Raw genomic sequence first — 26,168 nt, forward strand, 5'->3', positions numbered from 1 at the left:
AGAGCCGCACCGCTCTGCCCGTACGGGACGAGCGCCCGGCGACGCCGGAACTCTCCGAGCCGAGCACGGAACCGGCGCCGGTGAGCCCTGAGCCGCATGGCCGGTCAGCGCGCCATGCCCGTCGGCAGCCGCCGGAACTCGATCGTCTCGTACGGCCCCTTCGTCCCGGTCTCGTAGAGCAGCCCGACCGTGTCCCGGTCGACCCTGACGAGGTCGGAGTAGGCGGCGGGCCGGTCGGACAGGGTGAGCGCCTTGCCGAAGGTCCGTCCGCCGTCGGTGCTGTGCCACAGGGCCATCGCCCGGCGGGCCGTGGGCACGGAGGGCGCGGAGAACAGCAACGGGGCCTGGAAGCCCCGCAGTTGCAGGACGCTGCCCTGGACCACCGGGACGTCGTTCAGGGTGCTCTGGGCGGCGTAGGGGCCGTCCAGGGTCTCGCCCGCGTCGCTCGACCAGGCGTCGAGCCGGTTGCCGGGGGTGCTGCCGTTCTGGTCGCGCGAGGAGAAGTACAGCCGTCCGTCCGGGAGCTGGGCGGCGCTGGTCTCGTTGGCGTTGGTCACGCCGTCGTACGAGTCGTCCACGAAGCCCAGCCGCCAGGTGCGGCCGCCGTCGTCGCTGTAGAGGGCGTGGGCGCCGTAGTACCGGGGCTCCTGGCCGGTGTCGGGGGAGCCGGGCGGCGGCGCGGCGGAGTGGTCGGCGGGGACGAGGAGGCGGCCGGCGTGGGGGCCGCGGGTCATGGCCAGGGCGTGGCCGGGGCCGGTCGCGTACCAGCGCCAGTGCGGCGGCTTCACCGCGGCGGTGATGTCCCGTGGCGGCGTGAAGCGGCGGCCGTCGTCCCGGCTGCGCTGCACGAACACCCGGCGGCTCTGTGCGGGGGTGACCTCGCCGCGCATGATCTGCGCCTCGGTCACCGCCCCGCTGTTGTACGAGGTGACGAGCACGACGGTGCCGGTGCGCGGGTCGACCACGGGTGCCGGGTTGCCCCGGGTGTCGCCCCGTCCGGCGGCCACCACCGTCAGCGGTCCCCAGGTGCAGCCGCCGTCGGTGGAGCGGCGCAGCACGACGTCGATGTCGCCGCTGTCACCGGCGCCGTCGTGCCGGCCCTCGGCGAAGGCCAGCACGGTTCCGCGCCCGGTGACGACGGCCGCGGGGATGCGGTAGGTGTCGTAGCCGCCCTGCCCGGCCGTGTACGGCACCGAGGAGACGCACCCGGGCGCGGACCGGGCGGGGTGGACGGCGGTGAGCGGGGCGAGGAACGCGGCGGCGACGAGGAGGGCTCGGCTCAGCGGGGTCACGGCTCCATGCTCCCCGCACTCACCGGTCGTCGCTCACGGGCTTGCCCCAGGAGTGTCAGGACGGCGTCCGGGCCGCCGCCAGCAGCCTGCTGACGTCGTCGGCGCAGATGGTGAGGGCGGCACCGACGGTGGTGAGGACGTCGCGTTCGGCGGGTGTGTAGGGGCCGTCGGCCAGGGCGACGCGGGCGGCGTCGAGGAACAGGGACTCGCGGCCGGCCGGGGCGAGATGCGGGGCGAGCGGGTCCAGGGCCTCGTGCAGCTCTATGGCGAGGCTCGCGCCGCACGGCCCGCCGAGGACCCGGCCGGTGTCGGCGGCGAGCGCCTCGACCATGGCGGCCAGCCGGTCCTCGGTGCACTCCTGGAAACCGGCGGCGCGGACGGTGCCGGCGGCCGTCTCCAGGGCCGTGCGGGAGGAGGTGCCGCCGGCGGCGAGGACGGCGAGGGCGACGGTGTGCACCGCGTCGCGGAGCATCGCGGAGAAGCGGCGGGTGGTGGGGTGGTCGAGCACCTCGGTGCCGTAGTGGTGTCCGCAGGCGGCGCACTCCACGACCGGTCCGGTGGCGCCGCGCGGCAGCAGGGGCACGCCGAGGAGCGTGAGGCGGCGGCGGCCGGCGAGCCGCTGGTAGTTGCGGTCGCCCCCGCAGCCCGGGCAGTAGAACTCGCCGTCCCCGACGGGTGTCCACGCGGTGCGGGTGCCCAGGATGCGGGCAGCCCTGGCGGCACGGCCGTCTCGTCCCCGTACTGGCAGCACGTCGCACCTCCGTAACCGCGCGGCAACATCGCAGCGCTTGCGTGATGTTAGCCACATCCCGGAGGCTGAGTCAGTACCCCGTACGAGACCTTTCCGTGACCTGCCCGGCGCGATGGCCGATATACGACGGGGCCCCGGCCGCCGTGTACAGCGGCCGGGGCCCCGAAAAGCCCGGTCAGCGGGGTCAGCGGGCCGCGCGGTTCACCGCGGAGACGACGGCCTTCAGCGACGCACGCGTCGTGTTCGCGTCGATGCCGATGCCCCACAGAACCTTGTCGTCGATCGCGCACTCGATGTAGGAGGCGGCCTGCGCGGAGGCGCCCTCGCTCATCGTGTGCTCCTGGTAGTCCAGCAGGCGTACGTCGATGCCGATGGACTGCAGGGCGTCGAAGAAGGCGGAGATCGGGCCGTTGCCGGAGCCGGTCAGGACGGTGTCCTCGCCGTCGACGGTCGCCTCCACGGTCAGCGTGTCCACGCCGTCCGTGTCCGTGGTCGACTGGCCCGTGCGGACCTGGATGCGGCCCCACGGGTTCTCCGGGTTGGGCAGGTACTCGTCCTGGAAGGTCGCCCAGATGTCCTTCGGCGTGATCTCGCCGCCGTCGGCGTCCGTCTTGGCCTGGATGAGCCTGGAGAACTCGATCTGCATGCGGCGCGGCAGGTCCAGCTTGTGGTCGTTCTTCAGGACGTAGGACACACCGCCCTTGCCGGACTGCGAGTTGACCCGGATGACCGCCTCGTAGGAGCGGCCGACGTCCTTGGGGTCGATGGGCAGGTACGGCACCGCCCACTCGATGTCGTCGACGGTGACACCCTTGGCCTTCGCGTCGGCCTCCATGGCGTCGAAGCCCTTCTTGATGGCGTCCTGGTGGGAGCCGGAGAAGGACGTGTAGACCAGGTCGCCCACGTACGGGTGGCGCGGGTGGACCTCCATCTGGTTGCAGTACTCCCACGTACGACGGATCTCGTCGATGTCGGAGAAGTCGATCTGGGGGTCGACGCCCTGCGAGAACAGGTTCATGCCCAGGGTCACCAGGTCGACGTTGCCGGTGCGCTCGCCCTGGCCGAACAGGCAGCCCTCGACGCGGTCGGCGCCGGCCATCAGCGCCAGCTCGGCGGCGGCGACGGCGGTGCCGCGGTCGTTGTGCGGGTGGACGGACAGGCAGACGTACTCGCGCCGGGACAGGTTGCGGTGCATCCACTCGAACCGGTCGGCGTGCGTGGCCGGGGTCGAACGCTCCACCGTGGCGGGCAGGTTGAGGATGATCTCGCGGCCCGGCCCCGGCTGGTAGACGTCCATCACCGCCTCGCAGACCTCCAGCGCGAAGTCCAGCTCGGTGTCGGTGAAGATCTCCGGGGAGTACTGGTAGCCGAACTCCGTCTCCGGGCCCAGCAGTTTCTCGGCGTACTCCATCACCAGGCGGGTGCCGTCGACGGCGATCTGCTTGATGTCGTCCTTGGAGCCGCGGAAGACGACCCGGCGGAACACCGGAGCGGTCGCGTTGTACAGGTGGACGGTGGCCCGCCTGGCGCCCTTCAGGGACTCCACGGTCCGCTCGATCAGGTCCTCGCGGGCCTGGGTCAGGACGGAGATCGTCACGTCCTCGGGGATCGCGCCCTCTTCCTCGACGATCGAGCGTACGAAGTCGAAGTCGGTCTGGCCGGAGGCGGGGAAGCCGACCTCGATCTCCTTGTAGCCCATCGCCACCAGCTGGTCGAACATCCGGCGCTTGCGCTCGGGCGACATCGGGTCGATCAGGGCCTGGTTGCCGTCGCGCAGATCGGTGGAGAGCCAGCGGGGGGCGACGGTGATCCGCTTCTCCGGCCAGGTGCGGTCCGGGATGCCGACCTGCTCGTAGCGGCCGTACTTGTGGATCGGCATGGAACTGGGCTGCTGGCGGTTGGCCATGATGCGTGGGCTCCTCAGGGTGTCCGGATGTCCGAGTGGACGGCCGACGACGCAACGCCAGAGCTCCGCGGGGAGGGGGTCGGCCTTGTCTACAGGCCCTCGCCGCGGCAGCTAAGGAGAAGCAGCCCGAAACGCATGATGCTCCGCAGCCTAGCCGAGCCGCACCGGGTGCGCGGGCCTGTCCCAGTATGCGGGACCGCTGGGACCAATCGGACATAGAGTGCGCAATCCCACTCGGCGACTCCCATCTCTTACCATCCCGTGACGCAGCGCGACGAGGGATGTCCGGGTATTTCACCAATCATGGTTGCGAGTAGTGACAGTGGTGTCACACAGTGCGATGGTGCCGGGTATGACCACCAACGGGGGCTTCGAGCCCGTCTTTTGCACGATCGTCCCGCCGCACGTCCTCGACCGGCTCGCGCAGGCCGAGGACTCCGCGGTCTCCGGCCCCGCCCGCCGGTCCCTGGAGCACGACGCCTTCCAGCGCACCAGGCGCCGCCTGACCACGGTGCTCGGCGCGCCCGCCGTCGCCCCGCCCGCCGGCGCCGCCGCCGGCCGGCCGCACCGCACCGTCTACGACGCCCGGCACCGGCAGGACCTGCCCGGCACCAAGGTCCGCGAGGAGGGCTCCGAGCCGGGCAGGGACGCCTCGGTCAACCGCGCCTACGCGGGGCTCGGCGCCACCTTCGACCTGTACCAGAAGGCCTACGGCCGCGACTCCATCGACGGCGAGGGTCTGCCGCTGGACGCCAGCGTGCACTTCGGCACCGACTACGACAACGCCTTCTGGAACGGCGAGCAGATGGTGTTCGGGGACGGGGACAACGAGATCTTCCTGGACTTCACCATCCCGGTCGACGTCATCGGCCACGAGCTGACCCACGGCGTCACCCAGCACACCGCCAACCTCACCTACTTCGGCCAGCCCGGCGCGCTCAACGAGTCGCTGTCCGACGTCTTCGGCTCGCTGATCAAGCAGTACAGCCTCGGCCAGACGGCCGCCGAGGCCGACTGGCTGATCGGCGCGGGCCTGCTCGCCCCGGGCGTGCACGGCACCGCCCTGCGCTCGATGAAGGCACCGGGCACGGCGTACGACGATCCCAACCTCGGCAAGGACCCGCAGCCGGCGACCATGGAGCACTACGTCCGCACCGGCCGCGACAACGGCGGCGTGCACATCAACTCCGGCATCCCCAACCACGCGTTCTACCTGGTCGCCACCGCCATGGGCGGCCACTCCTGGGAGAAGGCCGGGCAGCTCTGGTACGACGTGCTGACCGGCGGCGAGCTGAAGCAGCAGGCCCTGTTCACGGACTTCGCGACGCTGACCGTCAAGGCGGCCCGCGAGCGGTACGGCGCCGGCGACGAGCTCGAGGCCGTGCAGAAGGCCTGGGAGCAGGTCGGGGTGCGGACGCTGTAGTTCCGTACTAGACAGGCACCCATGCGTATTCAGGTACGGCGCACGGGCGGTTTCGCGGGCATCGAGCGCCGGGCCGAGGTGGACACCTCGGCCCGGCCCGACGACCGGGAGCTACGGTCCCTGGCCGAACGGGTCCTGGCCTCCGGCAGGCCCACGCCACCGGCGGGGGTACCGGACGGCTTCGCCTACGAGATCACGGTCGACGGCCGCACGGTCTACGCGGCCGACCCCCGACTGACCGAAGAACAGAGGGAGTTGATCGCGAGAGTGCTGAAGGAGGGGGCCTGAACGGGGCCACTCCGCGCCAGTTCGCGCCGGGGCGTTGACTTCCGTTACCGACGGTACGGATGATCCAGGCCATGGCGACTGACGCAGGCAAGGCGATTCCCCGTTTCCCGGCCGGCTTCCTGTGGGGCGTATCGACCTCGGCCCATCAGATCGAGGGGGCGGCCGACGAGCGGGAGCCCTCCGTGTGGGACGTGTTCACGGCCGGGCCGGGGCGGGTGAAGGACGGCTCGACGGCGGCGGTGGCCTGCGACCACTACCACCGCTACCGGGAGGACGTGGCGCTGCTGGCCGGCCTGGGCGTGGACGCCTACCGCTTCTCCGTGTCGTGGCCCCGGGTGAAATCCCCCGGGGGCCTCGACTTCTACGACCGGCTGGTGGACGAGTTGTGCGCGGCGGGCGTGCGGCCCGTGCCCACCCTCTTCCACTGGGACCTGCCCGCCGGCCTGGACTGGCTGGAGCGGGACACGGCCGCCCGGTTCGCGGAGTACGTGTCCCTGGTCGCCGGACGGCTCGGCGACCGGGTCACCAAATGGATCACGCTCAACGAACCGGCCGAGCACACCCTGCTGGGCCACGCCCTGGGCGTGCACGCCCCCGGCCGGAAGCTGCTGTTCGACGCGCTCCCCGTCGCCCACCACCAACTCCTCGCCCACGGCCTCGCGGTGGGTGCCCTGCGCGCCGCCGGGGCGGTGGACATCGGCATCGCCAACTCCCACGGCCCGACCTGGCCGGCCTCCGGGGACCCGGCCGACCAGGAGGCGGCCGGCTTCTACGACCTGCTGCTCAACCGGCTGTTCGCGGAACCGGTCCTGCTGGGCGCGTACCCGGAGGGCGTCGGCGAGCTGATGCCGGGAGACGTGGAGTCCGACCTGTCGGTCATCTCCGCGCCCGTCGACTGGTACGGCGTCAACTACTACGCCCCTGCCAGGGTGGGCGCCCCGCAGGGCACCGCGACCGAGTTCGGCGGTATCGACATGCCCGCCGAACTCCCCTTCTCGGTACGGCGGATCGAGGACCGCCCGGTGACGGACTTCGGCTGGCCGGTGGTCCCCGAGGGGCTGACGGAGCTGCTGACCGGCTTCCGCGACCGGTACGGCGACCGGCTCCCCCCGGTCGTCATCACCGAGAACGGCTGCTCCTACGAGGGTGTCGACGACCAGGACCGGATCGCCTACCTGGACGCCCACATCCGCGCCCTGCACACGGCAATCGAGGCGGGCGTCGACGTGCGCGGCTACTTCGTCTGGTCGCTGATGGACAACTTCGAGTGGGCGGAGGGGTACGCGCGCCGCTTCGGTCTGGTGCACGTGGACTACGAGACGCTGGAGCGCACCCCGAAGGCCTCCTACCACTGGTTCCGGGACGTGCTGCGGGCACGGAGATGACCGCGGCCCCGGCCGCCCTGGCCGAGCCCGCCGAGCCGGTCCGCCCGGGCTGGACGGCGGCGCTGGCGCTGGCCAACGGGGCGATCTGGGTGGGCTGGTTCGGCCCGCTGCAGATCCTGCTGGCCTCCCAGGCGAAGGACCTCGCGCCCGGCTCCGGGATGCCGAAGGAGACGATCCTGGCCTGGGTGACCGGTGCGGGCGCGGTCGTCTCGCTGCTCGCGAACCCGCTCTTCGGCGCCCTGTCGGACCGCACCACGGCCCGCCGGGGCCGCCGTACCCCGTGGATCGTGGCCGGTGCGGCGGGCGGCGCGCTCTCCCTGCTGCTGCTCGCGGGCGCGGACGGGGTGTGGACGATGGCCGCGGGCTGGTGCCTGGCGCAGCTCACCCTGAACGCGGCCTTCGCGGCGGTGACGGCGGCCGTTCCGGACCGGGTGCCGCGCGGCGAGCGGGGTGCGGTGGGCGGCTGGCTGGGCGCGGCCCAGATCCTGGGCGTGGTCGGGGGCACGGGTCTGGCCACGGCGGCGGGCGGCACCGCGGCCGGGTACGTGGCGTGCGCGGTGTTCACGGTGGTGGGCGTACTGCCGTACGTGCTGCGGTACGAGGATCTGCGGCTGGCCGGGGCGGATCGGCCGCCCTGGTCCTGGCGGGCCTTCCTGACGGGCTTCTGGCTGAGCCCGCGCCGCCACCCCGATCTCGGCTGGGCCTGGCTGACCCGTTTCCTGATCAACCTCAGCAACGCGCTCGTCCTGCTGTACCTGCTGTACTACCTGCGGGACCGCCTGCACTACGGCGATCCCGGCGAGGGCGTACTGATCCTGACGGCCGTGAACGGTCTGACCCTGCTCGCCACGGTCGTCGTGGGCGGCGTGTGGTCGGACCGCACGGGGCGCCGCAAGCCGTTCGTGATCTGGTCGGGCGTGCTGATGGCGGTGGCGACGGCGGCCCTCGCCGGCTGGCAGACCTGGCCCGGTGCGATCGTCGCGGCGGCGGTCCTGGGGATCGGCTTCGGGGTGTTCACCTCGGTCGACTTCGCGCTGATGACGGACGTCCTGCCGAAGGCGCTGGACCGCGGCAAGGACCTTGGCGTGATCAACGTGGCCAACGCGCTGCCGCAGGTCGCGGCGCCCGCCCTCGCCGCGCCGATCGTGACGTACCTGGGCGGCTACCGGGTGCTGTACCTGGTGGCGGCCGTGATCGGTCTGGCGGGGGCGGTGCTGGTGGGGCGGATCAGGGGCGTGGAGTGAGCGTCACAGGGCGCCGGCGTCCCGGGCGCTCCACAGGGTCGGGAAGCGGGGCCGGTAGCCCAGCTCGCGGCGGATGCGGTCGGTGGAGACGAGCCCGTACCAGGGGTCGGGGTCGGGGCCGTCCGCGGGCGGCTCGGCTCCGAGGAGCTGGTGGATCTCCAGGACCGTGACCGGGGCGTCGTCGGCGATGTTGTAGATGCGGCCGCCCGCACCGGGGGCGTGGAGCAGGCGGGTCAGTCCCTGGGCGACGTCGGCCACGTGCACGAGATGGTGCCGTTTGGTGGCCGGCTGGCTCGTGGTCCAGCGGGTGATGCCGGGCAGGTGCGGGTCGCCCTCGCCGTAGACGAAGGCGAGCCGGCCCACCCGCACGTCCAGCCCGTCCAGCGCCAGCAGTCCGCGCTCGGCCTCCAGCTTGGACTCCGGGTACGTCATCCACAGCAGGCCGCCGGGCACCGTCGGATCGTCCTCGAGGAGCGGCCGGCCGCGGCCGGTGCCGTACGACAGGATCGTGCCGGCCTGCACGAAGCGCCGTACGCCGGAGGCGATCGCCGCCCGGCCGAGCTCCACCGCCGCGTCCCGGTTGACCGCCCACACCTCCTCGTCCGGCACGCCTCGGAACGAGGCGGCTACGTTGACCACGGCGTCGGCCCCGGCGAGGGCCTTGCCGAGCACGTCGGTGTCGCGGAGGTCGCCGACGACGACTTCGGCGCCGCGGTCGGCGAGACCGGCGGCGCGGGTCTCGTTTCGCACGAGCACACGGATCCGCTCGTCCGGCCGGGACTGGGCCAGCAGGCGGGGGACGAATCCGCGTCCCACCTGTCCGGTGGCACCGGTGATCAGGGTCAGCATGGCTGGGTTCCTCTCGTTCGGTGCTCCCAGCCTCGGGCGCGTTCGGCGGCGCCGGGAGAGACCTCCCGATCGGGGGACCGGCGGTCCCTGGATAACGCCGCCGGACTGCCGCAGCCTTGGGAGGGTGAACCGACCCGAACTCGCCGACTTCCTGCGCCGCGGCCGGGCCCGCCTGGAACCGTCCGACGTGGGCCTCGCGGCGGGCGCCCGCCGCCGTACCCCGGGACTGCGCCGGGAGGAGGTGGCCCAGCTGGCCGGGATGTCCGTCGACTACTACACCCGGCTGGAACAGCGCCGCGGCCCCCGCCCGTCCCGCCAGATGCTGACGGCCCTGGCGCGCGCCCTGCGTCTGACCGACGACGAACGGGACCACCTCTTCCACCTGGTGGGCGAGGAGCCCCCGCGACGGGGCGCGGCCTCCGCGCATGTCCGCCAGGGTCTCCTGCTGGTCCTGGACCGGCTGTACGACTCACCCGCCCAGGTGGTGACGGACTGCGGCACGGTGCTGGCGCAGAACGCCCTGGCCAAGGCACTGGTCGGGGACGCGCTCGCCCGTCCGCCCCGCGAGCGGAACCTGACCCGGCGCTTCTTCCTGGACCCGGCGGCCCGCGACCTCTTCCCGGCGGAGGACCGTCCGGCGCACGCCTTCGACCACGTGGCCGGCCTCCGCGCGGTGGCCGCGGCCCGTCCCGACGACCCGGAACCGGCCGCGCTGGCGGCCGAACTGCGGGCGGCCAGCGAGGAGTTCGCCAGGCTGTGGGAGGCACACGAGGTGTCCCTGCGCCGCCCGTCCTCGAAGCGCTTCGTGCACCCGGTGGTGGGGCTGCTGGAACTGGACTGCGAGGTCCTGCTGAGCCACGAGGGCCATCAGCAACTCGTCATCCACACGGCCCGCCCGGGTACGGAGTCGTACGAGAGGCTGCGGCTGCTGAGGGTGGTGGGGCTGCAGGACATGAGCCCGGCGAGCCCGTGAGCCCGTGCGGGGTGCCCTCAGAAGCCCAGCCGGCGCAGCTGCTTGGGGTCCCGCTGCCAGTCCTTCGCCACCTTGACGTGCAGGTCGAGGAAGACCGGCGTACCCAGCAGTGCCTCGATCTGCTTGCGGGACTTGATGCCGACGTCCTTCAGCCGCTTGCCCTTGGGCCCGATGACGATGCCCTTCTGGCTCGGGCGCTCGATGTAGAGGTTGGCGTGGATGTCCAGCAGCGGCCGGTCCGCCGGTCGGTCCTCGCGCGGGAGCATCTCCTCCACGACGACCGCGATGGAGTGCGGCAGCTCGTCGCGGACGCCCTCCAGGGCCGCCTCGCGGATGAGCTCAGCGATCATCACCTGCTCGGGCTCGTCCGTGAGGTCGCCCTCGGGGTAGAGGGCCGGGCCCTCGGGCATCAGCGGGATCAGCAGGTCGGCCAGGAGGTCCACCTGCTTGGCGCCGACGGCCGACACGGGGACGATCTCGGCCCACTCGATGCCCAGGTCCTTGCCGAGCTGGTCGATCGCGATGAGCTGCTCGGCCAGGGTCTTGGAGTCGACGAGGTCGGTCTTGGTGACGATGGCGACCTTGGGGGTCTTGCGGATCCCGGCCAGCTCCTTGGCGATGAAGCGGTCGCCGGGGCCGATCTTCTCGTTCGCCGGCAGGCAGAAGCCGATCACGTCGACCTCGGCCCACGTCGTCCGCACGACGTCGTTGAGCCGCTCGCCGAGCAGGGTGCGCGGCTTGTGCAGTCCCGGGGTGTCCACCAGGATCAGCTGGGCGTCGGGGCGGTGCACGATCCCGCGCACCGTGTGCCGCGTGGTCTGCGGCTGGTTGGCGGTGATCGCCACCTTCTGCCCGACCAGAGCGTTCGTGAGGGTGGACTTGCCCGCGTTGGGGCGGCCCACGAAGCAGGCGAAGCCGGCGCGGTGGGCGGTCTCGCCCGACGGCTCGGATGACTGGGTACGAACGCTCATGGCGTTCATTGTCCCTGATCCACGGGACCGCGCCGTACCAACGGCCGCCACCGTCTCTTGATGTGAGCTCGACGAAACCCCCACGCAACGAAACGTCACCGAAACACACCTGTACGCAACCGGAAATGCCGACCGGTGACCCTCTGACGAGCCCCCACACCGTTGGAGACGCCCGTGACCCTCGCCGCAGCCCACGTCGACACCGGCGACACCGCCTGGCTCCTAGCCGCCACCGCCCTCGTCCTGCTGATGACCCCGGGTCTGGCCCTCTTCTACGGCGGCATGGTGCGCACGAAGAGCGTCCTGAACATGCTGATGATGAGCTTCGTGTCGATCGCCCTGGTGACGGTGGTGTGGCTGGCGGCGGGCTACTCGCTCGCCTTCGGGGACGACGTCTTCGGCGGGCTGATCGGCGGCCTGGGGCACTCCGGGATGAGCGGGATCGGCCCGGGCAGCGTGCACGGCACCGTTCCCACCCTGCTCTTCGCCACCTTCCAGCTCACTTTCGCGATCATCACGGCGGCCCTGGTCAGCGGCGCGGTCGCGGACCGCACGAAGTTCTCCGCCTGGCTGGTGTTCGTCCCGGTCTGGACGCTCGCCGTATACGTTCCCGTGACCCACTGGGTGTGGGGTCCCGGCGGCTGGATCGTGGACCGGCTCGGGGCGCTCGACTTCGCCGGCGGCATGCCCGTGGAGATCACCTCCGGTGCCTCCGGGCTCGCCCTGTGCCTGGTGCTCGGGCCACGGCTCGGGTTCAAGAAGGACGCCATGCGTCCGCACAACCTGCCCATGGTGATCCTCGGCGCCGGTCTGCTCTGGTTCGGCTGGTTCGGCTTCAACGCGGGCTCCGCGCTCGGCGCGAACGGCCTCGCCGCGGCGGCGTTCCTCAACACGCTCGCGGCGGGCTGCACCGGCCTGCTCGGCTGGCTCTTCGTCGAGCAGCGGCGCGACGGCCACCCGACCACGCTGGGCGCGGCCTCCGGCGCGGTGGCCGGTCTGGTCGCGATCACCCCGTCCTGCGGCACGGTCTCCCTGCTGGGCGCGCTGGTGGTGGGTCTGGCCGCCGGTGTCGTCTGCTCCTACGCGGTGAGCTGGAAGTTCCGGCTGAACTACGACGACTCGCTGGACGTGGTCGGCGTCCACCTGGTCGGCGGCATCATCGGCACCCTGCTGATCGGACTGTTCGCCGAGAAGGCGATGACCGGCGGCGCCGAGGGACTGTTCTACGGCGGCGGCCTGGTCCCGCTGGGCAGGCAGCTGCTGGCCGTGGCGGCCGTCGGGGCGTACGCCTTCGGGGTGACGTACGGGCTCGGCAAGCTGATCGACCGGGTGCTGGGCTTCCGGGCCGGCGAGGAGCAGGAGCACACCGGCCTGGACCTTACGGTGCACGCCGAGACGGCTTACGATCACGGGGTCCTGGGCCATGGCGCCCCGGTCACCCACTCCCTCGTCGCCGCCCAGCAGGCCCCCACCCGGAAGGTCGAGAGCCAGGCATGAAGCTCATCACCGCGATCGTCAAGCCGTACCGGCTGGACGAGGTCAAGACCGCCCTGCAGGAACTGGGCGTGCACGGCCTGACCGTCAGCGAGGCGAGCGGGTACGGCCGGCAGCGCGGCCACACCGAGGTCTACCGGGGCGCCGAGTACCGGGTCGACCTGGTGCCGAAGGTGCGCATCGAGGTCGTGGTGGAGGACGCGGTCGCCGACGACGTGATCGACGCGATCGTCGGGGCCGCGCAGACCGGGAAGATCGGGGACGGCAAGGTCTGGGCGCTGCCCGTGGAGACCGTCGTACGGGTGCGGACCGGCGAGCGCGGCCCCGACGCCCTCTGACGGGCAGCGCCGCCGGCTACTCGGCGGTGCCCGCCGGGGCCGTCCGCCGCACTTCTCCGTCGGGTCCGGCGAGCAGCACCGGCGTCCCGGCCCCGCCGAGGTCCGCCACGGCGGCCCGGTCCTCCGGCGCGACCTCCTCGGCCTCGCTCACCACGGCCGCCGCCTCCAGCGACCGCGCGCCGGAGGCCACCGCCATGGCGACGGCGGTCCGCAGGGCGCTCAGCCGCAGCGAGGGGAGCTCCACCGACCCGGCGGCGTAGGTGCGTCCGGTCTCGTCCCGTACGGCCGCCCCCTCGGGCACACCGTTGCGGGCGCGCACGGAGCGGGCCAGCGTGACGATCTTCCGGTCCTCGGGGTCAAGCGCGTTGCTGTCGGTCATGCCCAGAGCATACGAAGCCACCCCGGGCTCACCCCGCGACGGGGTGCATGGCGTCCCGCCGCCCCTCGGGAGACGCCAGCCACTCCAGCTTCGCCGCGGTGTTCTCCTCGTCCAGCGGAGTGTGCAGCACGATCATCAGATCGGGCCGGGCCGGCACCTTCATCACCGTCGACTCCACGACCAGCGGCCCGACCAGCGGGTGGGTCAGCTCCTTGCGCACCTGTCCCTGGTCCTCGATGTCCCGCTCGGCCCACAGCGCCACGAACTCCGGGCTGCGCGCCGACGCCTCGGCGAGCACCGTCTGGAAACCCTCGTCGTCCGGCCGGGCCGCGCACGCGGCCCGGAACTGGGCCACGACCGTCCGCGCGTTCCGCTCCCAGCTGTTGCTGCGCGACCGGTACAGCGGATCGACGAAGAAGTCGACGAGGCAGTTCTGGGTGATGTCCGGCCGCATGCCGAGGACCAGCGCCGCCGCATCGTTGTACATGACGCAGTTGTAGTACGTGTCCATGATGTGCGCCGGGTAGGGCATCCAGGTGTCGATCAGCCGCCGCAGCCCCTCACACATGTCCCGTTTCCCCGGCGCCACTTGAGGTGCCGGCGGGTTCATCCCGGCCAGCAGGTACAGGTGCCGGCGTTCGGCGTCGCTGAGCCGGAGCACCCGGGCGACGGCGTCGAGGACCTGCGGCGAGACGGAGATGTCCCGCCCCTGCTCGAGCCACTGGTACCAGGACGCGCCCACCCCGGCCAGCACGGCGACCTCCTCCCGGCGCAGTCCGGGCGTCCGCCGACGGCCCCCGCCGCCGGGAAGTCCGGCCTCCTCCGGGCTGACCCGGGCCCGCCGGCTCATCAGGAACTCCCGCAGCTCGTCCCGCCGTTGACTGCGCGTCGCCTCCGCAGCGGCCACGTACCGCTCCTCCCCCGTCGTGTCTGGTGGTGCCACCACCACCATAAGTTCCGACTCCCCACGCGTATTCCGCTCGCCCGAAGCTCTTTCCATGGCGTTCGACACCACCACCCAGACCACCACCCAGGCTCCCGCCCCCGCGGGCGAACCGCTCGGCACCCCCCGGCTGTCGACACGGGACAAGCTGGTCCTCTTCGTCCTGTGCGCGGCCCAGTTCATGGTCGCGCTGGACTTCTCCGTCCTGAACGTGGCACTTCCCGAGCTGGGCACCGACCTCGGCATGAGCCGCTCCGCCCTGCAGTGGGCGGTCACCGCGTTCGCGCTCCCCTCCGGCGGCTTCCTGCTGCTGTTCGGCCGCGTCGGCGACCTGTACGGCCGCCGGAAGCTGTTCCTGACCGGCCTCGCCCTGTTCGGCGCGGCCTCCCTGCTGGCGACCCTGGCCTGGGACCCGGTGTCCTTCCTCACCGGGCGCGCGCTGCAGGGCCTCGGCGCGGCGGCCATCGTGCCGACGGGCATGTCCCTGCTCACCACCACCTTCCCGGAGGGCCCGGCCCGCGACCGCGCCCTCGGTATCTCCGGCACGCTGCTGTCGCTGGGCTTCACGATCGGCATGGTGGCGGGCGGCGTCCTGACCGACGCCCTCGGCTGGCGCTCCACCATGGCCCTGCTCACCGTGTTCGCGCTGATCGTGCTGCCGCTGGCGCCGGCTCTGCTGCCGGAGTCCCGCACCCCCGACCGCCCGCGCCTCGACGTGCCCGGCGCGGTCACCGTCACCGCCGGCCTGCTGTCGCTGATCTACGCCCTGTCCACGGCCGCCGACCACGGCTTCGGCCGCGCCGACGTCATCGCCGGGCTGGTCGCCGGGCTGCTCCTGCTGGCCCTGTTCACGGCCTTGGAGTCCCGCTCGGTCTCTCCCCTGGTGTCCCTGCCCATGCTGCGCCGCCGCACGGTGGCGTGGGGCAACCTGGGCGGCCTGGTCACCTTCTCGATGATGTCGACGGTGATCTTCGTCCTGACCCTGTACTTCCAGGAGACCCTGCGTCTGTCGGCCTTCGAGACGGGTCTGGTCTTCGGCTTCCAGGGCGTGCTGTCGGCCGTCGCCGGCACGCTGGCTCCCCGGGTCATCGGCCGCTTCGGCGCCCGCCGTACGCTGGTCGGCTCGCTGACCGGACAGGGCGCGCTGATCGCCGCCCTGCTGCCGCTGAACGCCGGCACCTGGTCGGTGTGGCTGGCCGCGGCCGCGGTGTCCCTGGCGAGCATGTGCCACCTGGGCGCGATCATCTCGTACGGCCTCACGGTCACCTCCGGCGTCCCGGACGAGGAGCAGGGCCTGGCCACCGGCCTGGTGACCTCCACCCAGCAGGTGGGCATCACCGTCGGCATCCCCCTGCTGGGCGTACTGGCCACCACCTCGGGCGACCTGCTGTCCGGCGTCCACACGGTGCTGGCGCTGGACGCGGCGATCGTGCTGACCGCCGCGGTCCTCGTCGGACTGGGCCTGCGCCGGGGTCAGTCCAGGGTCTGAACGATCTCGCTCCGCGCGGCCGTGTGCACCACACGGCCGCGCGCGCCGTTCACCAGCGCCAGGTAGGGCGGCACGTGCCCGCACTCGATGTCGGCGACGATCGGCACCCCGAGCGGGCCCAGGGCGTCGAGGACCGCCTCGGCCTGGGTGAGGGTGCGGCCGTCGGGGGCCTTGGTGCGGCCCACGAGGACGGCTGCGGCGCGGTCGAAGAACCCGGCGAGCCGCATGCCGTGCAGGTTGCGGCAGATGGTGTAGGCGTTGTCCTCGCACGCCTCGACGTAGACGAGCAGGTCGTCGCCGGCCGCGAAGGACCGCGTGTCCAGCAGGCGCGTGCCCGCGAGGTTGACCAGGGTCTCGATGCAGCCGCCGATCAGCCGGCCCTCGACGTCCACGTCACCGGTGCCGTCGAGCCGGGTCCAGCTGCCGGCCGTGTCCAGGGTGAGGTCGCGGATCTCCGGGTGGAGCGCGTAGTCGTCCCAGCCGGTGGCGCGGTGGCGGCCGGGCGGGGTCTGGGCAAGCTGCCGGCCCTGCGGGGCGGTCACGACGTCCAGCCAGGACAGCAGGCCCCCGGGCGTCCGGTAGGGCGTGTCCATCAGGTTGTTGCCGTGCACGGTGGCGACACCGGTGAGCAGGGTCAGCGGGGTGATGATCGTCGAGATGTCCGACCAGCCGACGACCCAGGTCGGCTCGGCCCGCCCGATCGCGTCGAAGTCGAGCAGCGGCAGCAGGTCGATGGCGGTCTCCCCGCCCCACGGCGGCACCACGGCCCGGATGGTGGGGTCGGTCAGCATCCCGGTCAGTTCGGCGGCGCGTTCGGCGGCCGGGGCGCTGACATGGGTCGAGCCGTCCATGCACCGGCCGACGACGACCTCGTAGCCGCGCGCCTCGAGGTCCCGGACCGCGACGTCGAGCCGCCCCCGGTGCTCCTTCGCCACTCCGCTGGACGGAGAGGTCACGCCGATACGGTCACCGGGGCGCAGGGGGCGCGGATATCGAACAGTCATGCGCGATTCTGACATGCCGTCGACGGACCGGACCAAGGCATTTACGGCCGGTCCAGCCGCAGCCGCTCCGCTCTCGGCAGGCCCGCGACGACCAGGTCGTAGGAGTCCTCGATCAGCTCCCGGACCTGGCGGTCCGGCAGAGCGCCGTCGACGGTCACGGTGTTCCAGTGGCGCTTGTTCATGTGCCAGCCGGGGACGATCAGCCCCTCGTGCTCGCCGCGCAGCCGGACCGCGTCCTCCGGGTCGCACTTGACGTTCACCGTCAGGGGCCGCGCGCCCAGGTTCGTCAGGGCGAACATCTTGCCGAGGACCTTGAACACGGAGGTCTCCGGGTTGAACGGGAAGTCCTCCGCGACCGCGTTGAAGGACAGGCAGAAGGCGCGCAGCTCCTCGGGGGTCACTCGGGCGTCTCCTCCCCGGCGGGCTTGCCCGCCGGCTCCACCAGCACCGTCACGATCTTGTTCCGGCGTCCGGCCGCCGCCTCGGCGGTCAGCCGCAGCCTGCGCTCGTCGGGGAGTTCGACCTCTGCGGACGCGCCGGCGATGGGGACGCGGCCGAGCGCCTTGGCGAGCAGCCCGCCGACGGTCTCCACGTCCTCGTCGTCGTACTCCTCCAGGCCGTACAGCTCGCCGAGGTCGGTGATGTCCAGGCGCGCGGTGACCCGGTGGCGGTCGTCGCCGAGGTCCTCCACGGGCGGGAGCTCCCGGTCGTACTCGTCGGTGATCTCTCCGACGATTTCCTCGAGGATGTCCTCGATGGTGACGATCCCGGCGGTGCCGCCGTACTCGTCGATGACCACGGCGACGTGGTTGCGCTCCTTCTGCATCTCGCGCAGCAGGTCGCCGGCGTTCTTGGTGTCGGGGACGAAGACGGCCGGGCGCATGGCGGTGGACACCAGGTCGTTCTCGGCGTCGCGGCTGATGTGCGTCTTGCGGACCAGGTCCTTCAGATACACGATGCCGACGATGTCGTCCTCGCTCTCGCCGGTGACCGGGATGCGCGAGAAGCCGGAGCGCAGGGCGAGGGTGAGCGCCTGCCGGATGGTCTTGTAGCGCTCGATGACCACCAGGTCGGTGCGCGGCACCATCACCTCGCGCACCAGGGTGTCGCCGAGCTCGAAGACCGAGTGCACCATGCGGCGCTCCTCGTCCTCGATCAGCGACTCCTTCTCGGCGAGGTCCACCATCGCGCGCAACTCGGCCTCGGAGGCGAAGGGGCCGCGGCGGAAGCCCTTGCCGGGGGTGAGCGCGTTGCCGATGAGGATCAGCAGCGACGGGATCGGGCCCATGATCCGGGCCAGCGGCAGCAGCACGTACGCGGCCGCCGTCGCCGTGCTGAGCGGGTGCTGGCGGCCGATGGTGCGCGGCGAGACGCCCACGGCGACGTACGACACCAGCACCATGACGCCGATGGCGACCAGCAGGGCCTGCCAGGTGGCGGCGAACTCCTGCAGGCAGGCGTACGTCACCAGGGCCGCGGCCGCCATCTCGCAGGCGACGCGGACCAGCAGGGCCACGTTCAGATAGCGGGTGGGGTCGGCGGCGACCTGGGCCAGCCGGGCGCTGCCGCGCCGGCCGGACTTCACGGCCTCCTCGGCCCGGAAGCTGGAGACGCGCGCGATGCCCGCCTCGGCGCAGGCGGCCAGCCAGGCGACGACGACCAGCGCGATCGCGCCGATCACGATCTGCGGACTCATGCGTGGACCGACCCGCCTACGAGACGGTCGGCGCCGGGGACGGCCCGGTCAGTCCCCGCTCGGACCGCCATCCGTCGACGATGGCGGCCTGGAGCCCGAACATCTCGGCCTTCTCGTCGGGTTCCTCGTGGTCGTACCCGAGCAGGTGCAGCACGCCGTGGACGGTGAGCAGTTGGAGCTCCTCGTCCATGGAGTGCTGCGTCGGCGCCTCGTCGCCCTGCTTCTTGGCGACCTCCGGGCACAGCACGATGTCGCCGAGCAGACCCTGCGGCGGCTCGTCGTCGTCCTTCGACGGCGGCCGCAGCTCGTCCATCGGGAACGACATGACATCGGTGGGCCCGGGCAGGTCCATCCACTGGATGTGCAACTGCTCCATGGCGTCGGCGTCCACGACGATCACCGAGAGCTCGGAGAGCGGGTGGATGCGCATCCGCGCGAGCGCGTAGCGGGCGATGTCGAGGATCGCCTGCTCGTCGACCTCGGTACCGGACTCGTTGTTGACGTCGATCGACATGGGCGTGCTGGTCTACTTCCCCTTGGAACCCTTGGCGCCGGTTCTGCCACGGCCGCCCGGGTGGGTGCCGTTCTCGGTGCCGTGCTTGCTGTCGTACATCTCGTACGCGTCGACGATACGGCCCACCAGCTTGTGCCGTACGACATCCTGCGACGACAGCCGGGAGAAGTGGACGTCCTCGACGCCCTCCAGGATCTCCTGCACCTGCCGCAGACCGCTCCTGGTCCCGTTCGGCAGGTCGACCTGGGTGACGTCACCGGTGATCACGATCTTCGAGTCGAAGCCGAGCCGGGTGAGGAACATCTTCATCTGCTCGGGCGAGGTGTTCTGGGCCTCGTCCAGGATGATGAAGGCGTCGTTGAGCGTACGGCCGCGCATGTACGCCAGCGGCGCGACCTCTATGGTCCCGGCGGCCATCAGGCGCGGGATCGAGTCAGGGTCGAGCATGTCGTGCAGCGCGTCGTACAGCGGGCGCAGGTAGGGGTCGATCTTCTCGTAGAGCGTGCCGGGCAGGAAGCCGAGCCGCTCGCCCGCCTCCACCGCCGGGCGGGTGAGGATGATCCGGTTGACCTGCTTGGACTGCAGGGCCTGGACCGCCTTGGCCATGGCCAGGTAGGTCTTGCCGGTACCGGCGGGGCCGATGCCGAAGACGATCGTGTGCTTGTCGATCGCGTCGACGTAGCGCTTCTGGTTGAGTGTCTTGGGCCGGATCGTCCGGCCGCGCGAGGACAGGATGTTCTGCGTCAGCACCTCGGCCGGGGTCTCCGGGCCGTCGCTCGTCCCGTTCTCGCTCGCCTTGAGCATGGCGATCGAGCGTTCCACTGCGTCCTCCGTCATCGGCTGCCCGGTGCGGAGCACCAGCATCATCTCGTCGAACACGCGCGAGATCAGGGCGACGTCCGCGGGTTCGCCGACCGCGCTGATCTCATTGCCCCGGACATGTATGTCGGCTGCCGGGAAGGCCTTCTCGATCACGCGCAGGAGGGAGTCGCCGGAACCCAGCACGGTCACCATGGGGTGCTGGGCGGGGACGGTGAGCTGTGCTCGCGCCTGCTCCCGCGCGGGGATGTGAGCTTGGGGTGTCTGAGTCATGGGCCGGCGCTTAAGGCCTGCGGTTCCTCCTCGTCACGGCCGCGTAGCTGAGGGCGGCCTCGCACTGTCCAGAGTACGACGGGCCACCGACAACGCCGTAGGGCTTTTCCGTGCGGGTCGGCCCCTCGGCCGGGGCCTGCACCGTCACGCCGAACGCCCGAACCCGAGCGTCGGCACCGCCCGCCGCAGCGGCCACGGCCGGTCCAGTTCCTCGGGCACGAGCCCGTCGAGGAAGCCGTACCGGCGCAGCGCCTCGGGGTTCTGGCCCGGCACCGACTGGACGCGGCGCCACCACGCCCCGATCTCGGACCACCCCGGCGCCGACAGCGAGCCCCCGAACTCCTGCACGGACAGGGCCGCGGTGAGTCCCGCGAGCGCGAGCCGGTCGGCGAGCGGCCGGCCCGCCAGGGTCGCCGCGACGAACCCGGCCACGAAGACGTCCCCGGCCCCGGTGGGATCCAGCGCCTCCACCGCGATCGCCGGGACCTCCGCGGTCTCCCCGGTGCTCCGGTCCACGGCGTACGCCCCCTCCGCGCCGAGGGTGACGACGGCGACCGGGACGTGCTCGGTCAGCGCGTGCGCGGCCGCGCGCGGGCAGTCGGCCCCGGTGTAGCGCATCGCCTCCGCCGCGTTGGGCAGGAACGCCTCGCAGTGCCGGAGGTCGGGGAGCCCGCCCAGGTCCCAGGCACCGGTCTCGTCCCAGCCGACGTCGGCGAAGATCCGGGTGCCCGCGCGGGCGGCCTCCGCGATCCAGGGGGCGCGCTTGCCGGGGGCCAGCGAGGCGACGGCGGCCCGCGCGCGGGGCGGGAAGTCCGGCGCCGGTTCCTCCGGGGGCGGTTCGTGGCCGTGGGAGACCATCGTCCGCTCCCCCTCGTACGCCATGGAGACGGTGACCGGCGAGTGCCAGCCGGGCACGGTCCGGGAGGGCGCGAGGTCGATGCCCTCGCCCTGGGCGAGGGCGTCCCAGCAGTACTCGCCGTAGTGGTCGTCGCCGAACGCCGCCGCGAGGGAGGTGCGCAGGCCGAGCCGGGCGAGCGCGGTGGCCATGTTGGCGACCCCACCGGGGCTGGAGCCCATCCCCCGGGCCCAGGACTCGGTGCCGCGCACGGGCGCCGAGTCCAGGCCGGTGAAGACGATGTCGAGGAAGACGGTGCCCGTGAGGTACACGTCCCAGGGAGGGTCGCCGGGTGCCCGGAGGCCGGCGAGCGGGTCGACCTGGGCCTGGCAGCGCGCTGCCTGCGTGAGGTGTTCGGGTTCCTCTCCGGCGATCGGGCGGGACGGGGTCACGGTGCGCTCCCTGAGCTGGTGCGGATCTGGCCAGTGTGCACCACTTCCCGCCAGGGGCACGGCCGCTCGCGGTGGCGGCGGCGTCACCGTCGGGCGTCACCAGCGGGGCATCACCGGCGTCCGCCACCCGGGCTCGGCCTGCCGCATCGCCGCCGCGTCGTCGCGGTCCCGCAGCGTGCCGTCGTCCCGCGTCCACCGCCCGTGCAGCCGGGCCAGTTCGTCCCGGTCCAGCTCGACGCCGAGGCCGGGCGCGTCGGACACCGCGACCCGGCCGCCGGTGAAGGCGAGCCGCTCGGTGAGGACGTCCTCGGACTGCCAGGGGTAGTGGGAGTCGCACGCGTGGTGGAGGTTCGGCACGGTCGACGCCACGTGGGTCATGGCGGCGAGGCTGATGCCGAGGTGGGTGTTGGAGTGCATGGACACGCCGACGCCGAAGGCGGCACAGATGGCGGCGAGCTGACGGGTGTTGCGCAGCCCGCCCCAGTAGTGGTGGTCGGAGAGCACCACCTGCACGGCGTCCTCGGTGAACGCCTGCCGGATCTCACCCAAGGTGGTCACGCACATGTTGGTGGCCAGCGGCACCTCGGTCCCCGCGGACACCTCGGCCATCGCGGAAGTGCCCAGCGTCGGGTCCTCCAGGTACTCGAGGACGTCACCGAGTTCCTTCGCGACCTTCAGCGAGGTCTCCACCGACCAGGCGCCGTTGGGGTCGAGGCGCAGCGGGTGGCCGGGGAAGGCCTCCGCGAGGGCGCGTACGGCGGCGATCTCCTGCTCGGGCGGGAAGACGCCGCCCTTGAGCTTGAAGGAGGTGAACCCGTACCGCTCCTTGAGCAGGCGTGCCTGGGCGACGACGCCGGCCGGGTCCAGGGCGGCGCCCCAGTCGTCCGGCTCGCAGGCCACGCCCTCGGGGTGCCCGGCCCACTTGTAGAACAGGTAGGCGCTGTACTCGACCGCGTCGCGGAGCCTGCCGCCGAGGAGCGCGTGCACGGGCAGTCCGAGCGCCCTGCCCTGGGCGTCGAGGCAGGCCACCTCGAAGGCGGACAGCACGGACAGCCGGAGCTTGTCGGCGCTCTGCACGCCCCGCAGTCCGCCGGCGTCCACGGCGCCCCGGACCAGGCTCTCGTCCACGGCGAGGTCCAGCGCGAAGAGGCCGTTCACATCCATGACCGAGCGTCCCGGAAGCCGCTCGGCCAGGGGGCGGGCCAGCTCCAGGTACTTGGTGTCGCCGTAGGTCTCGCCGAGGCCGGTGATGCCGTCGGCCGTGACGACCTCCACGATCAGCCGGGGGGTGTACGGCTGGTGCACGCCCTGGGTGTTGAGCAGCGGCGGGTCGGCGACCAGGATCGGCGTCAGGCGTACCTCGGCGATGGTCAGGTCACGGGTCACAGGGAGGCTCCTACGAGGTCGAGGCCGGCGGCGAGCAGGGTCCTCAGCTCGGCGAGGTCGGCGGGCGAGGGGTCGGTGAGCGGGGCCCGGACCGGGCCGACGCGCTCCCCGCGCAGCCGGGCCGCCGCCTTCACCAGGGACACCGCGTATCCGGGGACGCGGTCGCGGAGTTCGACGAGCGGGACGTAGAAGTCGCGCAGCAGTTTCCCGGTCGTCGCGTGGTCGCCGTCCCGCAGCGCGGCGAAGAAGGCGCCTGCGATCTCGGGGGCGAAGGCGTGCACCGCGGAGGAGTAGGCGGGGACGCCGACGGTGGCGTAGGCGCGGGCCTGGATCTCGGCGGTGGCGGCGCCGTTGAAGAACAGGAAGCCCTCGGGGGCGGCGAGGGTGAGGCGCTGGAGGCGGTCGAGGTCACTGTGGCCGTCCTTGAGGCCGATGACTTTCGGGATGCGCGCGATGCGCCGCAACGACGCCACGGTATAGGCGACCTGGCCGCGCTGGTAGGCGACGACCGGCAGCGGGGTGCGGTCCGCGAGCCGCTCGAGCTGTGCGGCGAGGCCCTCCTGCGGCGCGGCGACGAGGTAGTGCGGCAGCACCAGCAGGGCGTCGGCGCCGGCCTCCTCGGCGATCCGCGCGAACCGGGCGGCCTGCGCCCAGCCGTACCCGGTGCCGGCGACCACGGGCACCCGGCCCGCCGCCTCCTCCACGGCGATGGTGACGACCTGCCGGTACTCCTCCTCGTCAAGGGAGAAGAACTCCCCGGTGCCGCAGGCCGGGAAGACGGCTCCCGGTTCCGCGGCGAGCCTGCCCGCGACGTGCGCGCGGGAGCCGTCGGGGTCGAGGGTGCCGTCCTCGTGGAAGGCGGTGAGCGGGAAGGACAGCACACCGCGCGCCATGCCCTCCCTCAGTCGCCGCGCCACGTCCTGCGGACTTCGGTCGCCATCCACCAGACCATCTCCCGTTGTGAATGTCGTCTATGTATGAGAACTGAGGCTAGATACACGAACATGGGGCCGTCAATGGCACCCCGATGCCGGACGGCTGCGCGACGGGCGGGAGTTCGAAAGGCGCGCACTTTTACCCGTGATCATTCGAAACAAACACAAGGGTGATCCAGATCACTCCACCCGAACTTCTTCTGGAACCGCGTGCTTGATACAACTTGCTCGCGCGTTCCCGTCCGTCGACGGCCGTCGCCCTCCCCTCTCCCCCGGCTCTCGAGCCGCTCCTCCGCCTGCCCTGGGAACGCCCGTGTCCGCCCCCCGCTCCATGCCCTGGCCCCTCGTCGCCCTTTTCACGGCCGGGTATCTCGCCCCGTATCTGCTGCCGACCACCGTCGGCCGGCTGGACACCGGGCTTCCGCTCACCACCACCCAGGCCGGGGCCATCGGCAGTGCACTGCTGCTGAGTTCGGCGGCCGCGGGCTTCCTGCTGGCCTCCCGGGTCGAGCGGGCCGGTGCCCGCACCCTGGCCCGCCTCGGCCTCACGCTCGCTTTCCTGGGCTACGGCGGCGCCGCGCTCAGCCAGGCCGTCCCGGCCGTCGTCGTGGGCGCGCTCCTCGGCGGGTTCGGCTCCGGCACGGTCACGGCGGTCGCCGCCAGTGGCATCGCCGCCCATCGGGACCCGCACCGGGCCACCACGTTCGGCCTGCTCGGCGTCTCCGCGCTCGCCGGTGCCCTCTATCTGACGATCCCCCACCTCGGCCCCGGCCACGGCCTGCCGCTCGCCGCGATCGCCCTGACCGCGCTCGCGGTGTGGCCGTTCACCGGACGGCTGGCCGGCGCCACGGCCCCGGCCCGCCGTCCGGCCGGTCCCGGCGCCCGGCTGCCCCACCGGCGTGCCGGACTGCTGCTCGCCGCGGCCATGCCCTGCTGGTCACTCGCGCAGAACGCGCTGTGGGGCGTCAGCGGACGCATCGGTCTCGGCCAGGCCCACCTGACCGAGGTCACCGTCGGCGCGGTGTTCGCCGTCGCGCTCGGCGCCGGGCTGGTGGGCGTGGTGGGCGCCGGGGCGCTGGGCCCGCGCCTCGGCCGGGCGGTCCCGATCGGCGCGGGTACGGCGCTCATCGCGGGCTGCATCGTGCTCAGCGCCTCGGCGACCGGCCTGCCGGCCTTCGCGGCGGGCGAGATCTCCTGGAACCTGCTCTACCCGGTCGTGCTGTCGTACGTCATCGGCCTGGCCGCGTCCCTGGACCAGCGGGGCCGCTGGGCGGTGCTGGTCGGCTCGGCGGCGTCGCTGGGCACGGCGGCGGGCCCGCTGACCGGGAGCGTGCTCGCGGCGGGGGCGGGATTCCCGGTCATGGGCCAGGTCCTGGCCGCCGGCCTGCTGGCGATCGCGGTGCCGATGACGCTGGTGGCGCTGCGCGCGGGCCGGCTGCCGCTGTCGCTGCCCGTGGTGGAGATCCAGGTGGAGGCCCCGGTCCCGGCCGCGCAGGGGGCGTACGACACCGCCGCCGCCTACCCGAACTCGTACGCCTCCACCTCGGCGAGGTAGCGGGCCCGGCGCTCCTCGTCGTCCTCCAGGAAGGAGGCGAGGAAGGAGTTGCGGGCCAGTTCCCGGAGCCGTTCGTCGCCGAGGCCCAGCTCCGAGCGCACCGCGTCGAAGTTGTCGCCCGCGTACCCGCCGAAGTAGGCGGGGTCGTCGGAGTTGACCGTGCACCGCAGACCGGCGTCCAGCATCGCCGGCAGCGGGTGCTCGGCGAGCACGTCCACCGTGCGCAGCCGGACGTTGGACAGCGGGCACAGGGTCAGCGGGACGCGGTCCCGGACCAGCCGCTCGACCAGCGCCGGGTCCTCCATGCAGCGCAGACCGTGGTCGACGCGCTCCACGCCGAGGACGTCCAGGGCCTCGGTGATGTACTCCGGCGGCCCCTCCTCACCGGCGTGCGCCACGCGGCGCAGCCCGAGCGCGGCGGCGGCCTCGTACACCTCCCGGAACTTCACCGGCGGGTGGCCGACCTCGGCGGAGTCGAGGCCGACGCCGGTGATCCGGTCCAGGTAGGGCCGTGCCGCCTGAAGGGTCTCGAGCGCCGACTCGGCGGATTCGTCACGCAGGAAGCACAGGATCAGCCTGGTGGAGACGCCGTGGTTCTCCTCGCTGCGGCCGAGCGCCCGCCACAGCCCCTCCACGACGGTGCCCATGTCCAGCCCCCGGGCGAGGTGGGCCTGCGGGTCGAAGAAGATCTCCGCGTGCCGGACGCCCTGCGCGGCGGCGCGGGCGAGGTAGGCGTCGGCCAGGTCCGCGAAGTCCTGCTCGGTGCGCAGGACGGCCATCAGCTCGTAGTACAGGTTCAGGAAGGACTGCAGGTCCTCGAACCGGTAGGCCTCGCGGAGCTGTTCGGTGTCGGCGTAGGGCAGCTCGACACCGTTGCGGGCGGCCAGCGCGAACGCCAGCTCGGGCTCCAGGGTGCCTTCGATGTGCAGGTGCAGTTCTGCTTTGGGGAGGGGCATCAAAGCATCGTACGGGGG

Annotated in this window: 25 protein-coding genes; 9 read left to right on the forward strand and 16 right to left on the reverse strand. The window is 72.4% G+C overall.

Annotated features, from left to right (window positions below; all coding sequences use genetic code 11):
• Positions 1-104: 104 nt before the first annotated feature.
• The 3 genes from ACZ6B1_RS05605 to leuA form a co-directional block, all read right to left on the reverse strand.
• Entirely contained in the window at positions 105-1,292 is a 1,188-nt protein-coding gene (locus ACZ6B1_RS05605) for a sialidase family protein (RefSeq protein WP_468775231.1), read from the reverse strand.
• A 55-nt stretch (positions 1,293-1,347) separates the two neighbouring features.
• Positions 1,348-2,043 (reverse strand): TerB family tellurite resistance protein, encoded by a 696-nt coding sequence (locus ACZ6B1_RS05610; RefSeq protein ID WP_468775233.1) that lies wholly within the window; start codon positions 2,041-2,043, stop codon positions 1,348-1,350.
• Positions 2,044-2,227: 184 nt separating this feature from the next.
• Entirely contained in the window at positions 2,228-3,949 is a 1,722-nt protein-coding gene (leuA, locus tag ACZ6B1_RS05615; RefSeq protein WP_468775235.1) for a 2-isopropylmalate synthase, read from the reverse strand.
• A 352-nt stretch (positions 3,950-4,301) separates the two neighbouring features.
• On the opposite strand from leuA, the gene ACZ6B1_RS05620 reads away from it, so the two are divergent.
• The 4 genes from ACZ6B1_RS05620 to ACZ6B1_RS05635 all read left to right on the forward strand — a co-directional run bounded on the left by ACZ6B1_RS05620 (position 4,302) and on the right by ACZ6B1_RS05635 (position 8,289).
• Positions 4,302-5,372 (forward strand): M4 family metallopeptidase, encoded by a 1,071-nt coding sequence (locus ACZ6B1_RS05620; RefSeq protein WP_468775237.1) that lies wholly within the window; start codon positions 4,302-4,304, stop codon positions 5,370-5,372.
• 21 nt (positions 5,373-5,393) lie between these two features.
• A complete protein-coding gene (locus tag ACZ6B1_RS05625) occupies positions 5,394-5,660 on the forward strand; it encodes a protealysin inhibitor emfourin (protein WP_468775239.1) in 267 nt (88 codons plus the stop codon).
• 71 nt (positions 5,661-5,731) lie between these two features.
• Positions 5,732-7,045 (forward strand): GH1 family beta-glucosidase, encoded by a 1,314-nt coding sequence (locus tag ACZ6B1_RS05630; RefSeq protein ID WP_468775240.1) that lies wholly within the window; start codon positions 5,732-5,734, stop codon positions 7,043-7,045.
• Complete coding sequence (locus ACZ6B1_RS05635; RefSeq protein WP_468775241.1) at positions 7,042-8,289, forward strand: MFS transporter; 1,248 nt, start codon at positions 7,042-7,044, stop codon at positions 8,287-8,289. The genes ACZ6B1_RS05630 and ACZ6B1_RS05635 overlap by 4 nt, the downstream gene beginning before the upstream one ends.
• A 3-nt stretch (positions 8,290-8,292) precedes the next feature.
• Here the strand turns inward: ACZ6B1_RS05635 and ACZ6B1_RS05640 are convergent, their stop codons facing one another.
• Positions 8,293-9,138: an NAD-dependent epimerase/dehydratase family protein gene (locus ACZ6B1_RS05640; protein ID WP_468775243.1), complete on the reverse strand. Its 846-nt coding sequence runs from the start codon at positions 9,136-9,138 to the stop codon at positions 8,293-8,295.
• A gap of 124 nt (positions 9,139-9,262) precedes the next feature.
• On the opposite strand from ACZ6B1_RS05640, the gene ACZ6B1_RS05645 reads away from it, so the two are divergent.
• Positions 9,263-10,111 (forward strand): helix-turn-helix transcriptional regulator, encoded by an 849-nt coding sequence (locus ACZ6B1_RS05645; RefSeq protein WP_468775245.1) that lies wholly within the window; start codon positions 9,263-9,265, stop codon positions 10,109-10,111.
• A 17-nt stretch (positions 10,112-10,128) separates the two neighbouring features.
• Here ACZ6B1_RS05645 and era read toward each other — a convergent pair whose 3' ends face one another.
• Positions 10,129-11,082 carry a GTPase Era gene (era, locus tag ACZ6B1_RS05650; protein WP_468775247.1) on the reverse strand — a complete coding sequence of 318 codons (954 nt, stop codon included), beginning with the start codon at positions 11,080-11,082 and terminating at the stop codon, positions 10,129-10,131.
• Positions 11,083-11,256: 174 nt separating this feature from the next.
• Between era and ACZ6B1_RS05655 the strand changes: the two genes are divergently transcribed.
• Positions 11,257-12,579, forward strand: coding sequence for an ammonium transporter (locus ACZ6B1_RS05655; RefSeq protein WP_468775249.1), 1,323 nt, complete (start codon positions 11,257-11,259; stop codon positions 12,577-12,579).
• A complete protein-coding gene (locus tag ACZ6B1_RS05660) occupies positions 12,576-12,914 on the forward strand; it encodes a P-II family nitrogen regulator (RefSeq protein WP_358927314.1) in 339 nt (112 codons plus the stop codon). The genes ACZ6B1_RS05655 and ACZ6B1_RS05660 overlap by 4 nt, the downstream gene beginning before the upstream one ends.
• Before the next feature lie 16 nt (positions 12,915-12,930).
• Here ACZ6B1_RS05660 and ACZ6B1_RS05665 read toward each other — a convergent pair whose 3' ends face one another.
• On the reverse strand, positions 12,931-13,293 hold the full coding sequence (locus ACZ6B1_RS05665) for a cytidine deaminase (RefSeq protein WP_468775251.1): 363 nt from the start codon (positions 13,291-13,293) through the stop codon (positions 12,931-12,933).
• Positions 13,294-13,321: 28 nt separating this feature from the next.
• Positions 13,322-14,143, reverse strand: a complete 822-nt coding sequence (locus tag ACZ6B1_RS05670) for a helix-turn-helix transcriptional regulator (protein ID WP_468776038.1) — start codon at positions 14,141-14,143, stop codon at positions 13,322-13,324.
• 148 nt (positions 14,144-14,291) lie between these two features.
• Between ACZ6B1_RS05670 and ACZ6B1_RS05675 the strand changes: the two genes are divergently transcribed.
• A complete protein-coding gene (locus ACZ6B1_RS05675) occupies positions 14,292-15,725 on the forward strand; it encodes an MFS transporter (protein WP_468775253.1) in 1,434 nt (477 codons plus the stop codon).
• On the opposite strand, the gene ACZ6B1_RS05680 is transcribed toward ACZ6B1_RS05675, so the two are convergent.
• From ACZ6B1_RS05680 to ACZ6B1_RS05715, 8 genes are all read right to left on the reverse strand, one after another.
• Positions 15,710-16,729 carry a S66 family peptidase gene (locus tag ACZ6B1_RS05680; RefSeq protein WP_468775255.1) on the reverse strand — a complete coding sequence of 340 codons (1,020 nt, stop codon included), beginning with the start codon at positions 16,727-16,729 and terminating at the stop codon, positions 15,710-15,712. The genes ACZ6B1_RS05675 and ACZ6B1_RS05680 overlap by 16 nt on opposite strands.
• Positions 16,730-16,770: 41 nt before the next feature.
• Positions 16,771-17,130: an MmcQ/YjbR family DNA-binding protein gene (locus tag ACZ6B1_RS05685; protein ID WP_468775257.1), complete on the reverse strand. Its 360-nt coding sequence runs from the start codon at positions 17,128-17,130 to the stop codon at positions 16,771-16,773.
• Positions 17,127-18,425 carry a hemolysin family protein gene (locus tag ACZ6B1_RS05690; protein ID WP_468775259.1) on the reverse strand — a complete coding sequence of 433 codons (1,299 nt, stop codon included), beginning with the start codon at positions 18,423-18,425 and terminating at the stop codon, positions 17,127-17,129. Before ACZ6B1_RS05690 ends, ACZ6B1_RS05685 begins: the two co-directional genes overlap by 4 nt.
• Before the next feature lie 16 nt (positions 18,426-18,441).
• The gene (gene ybeY / locus ACZ6B1_RS05695; RefSeq protein WP_365123631.1) at positions 18,442-18,939 is read right to left on the reverse strand and encodes an rRNA maturation RNase YbeY; all 498 of its coding nucleotides are present in this window, start codon (positions 18,937-18,939) and stop codon (positions 18,442-18,444) included.
• A 12-nt stretch (positions 18,940-18,951) separates the two neighbouring features.
• On the reverse strand, positions 18,952-20,031 hold the full coding sequence (locus ACZ6B1_RS05700) for a PhoH family protein (protein ID WP_468775261.1): 1,080 nt from the start codon (positions 20,029-20,031) through the stop codon (positions 18,952-18,954).
• Between the two features lie 144 nt (positions 20,032-20,175).
• Entirely contained in the window at positions 20,176-21,300 is a 1,125-nt protein-coding gene (locus tag ACZ6B1_RS05705; protein ID WP_468776040.1) for a carbohydrate kinase family protein, read from the reverse strand.
• A 114-nt stretch (positions 21,301-21,414) separates the two neighbouring features.
• A complete protein-coding gene (locus ACZ6B1_RS05710; protein ID WP_468775263.1) occupies positions 21,415-22,704 on the reverse strand; it encodes a glucarate dehydratase family protein in 1,290 nt (429 codons plus the stop codon).
• Complete coding sequence (locus ACZ6B1_RS05715; RefSeq protein ID WP_468775265.1) at positions 22,701-23,597, reverse strand: 5-dehydro-4-deoxyglucarate dehydratase; 897 nt, start codon at positions 23,595-23,597, stop codon at positions 22,701-22,703. Before ACZ6B1_RS05715 ends, ACZ6B1_RS05710 begins: the two co-directional genes overlap by 4 nt.
• Positions 23,598-23,952: 355 nt before the next feature.
• On the opposite strand from ACZ6B1_RS05715, the gene ACZ6B1_RS05720 reads away from it, so the two are divergent.
• Complete coding sequence (locus tag ACZ6B1_RS05720; RefSeq protein ID WP_468775267.1) at positions 23,953-25,194, forward strand: MFS transporter; 1,242 nt, start codon at positions 23,953-23,955, stop codon at positions 25,192-25,194.
• On the opposite strand, the gene ACZ6B1_RS05725 is transcribed toward ACZ6B1_RS05720, so the two are convergent.
• Positions 25,158-26,150, reverse strand: coding sequence for an adenosine deaminase (locus ACZ6B1_RS05725; protein WP_468775269.1), 993 nt, complete (start codon positions 26,148-26,150; stop codon positions 25,158-25,160). The two genes, ACZ6B1_RS05720 and ACZ6B1_RS05725, sit on opposite strands and share 37 nt — an antisense overlap.
• Positions 26,151-26,168 lie beyond the last annotated feature (18 nt).

The sequence above is a fragment of the Streptomyces sp. NPDC041129 genome, from assembly GCF_055592265.1.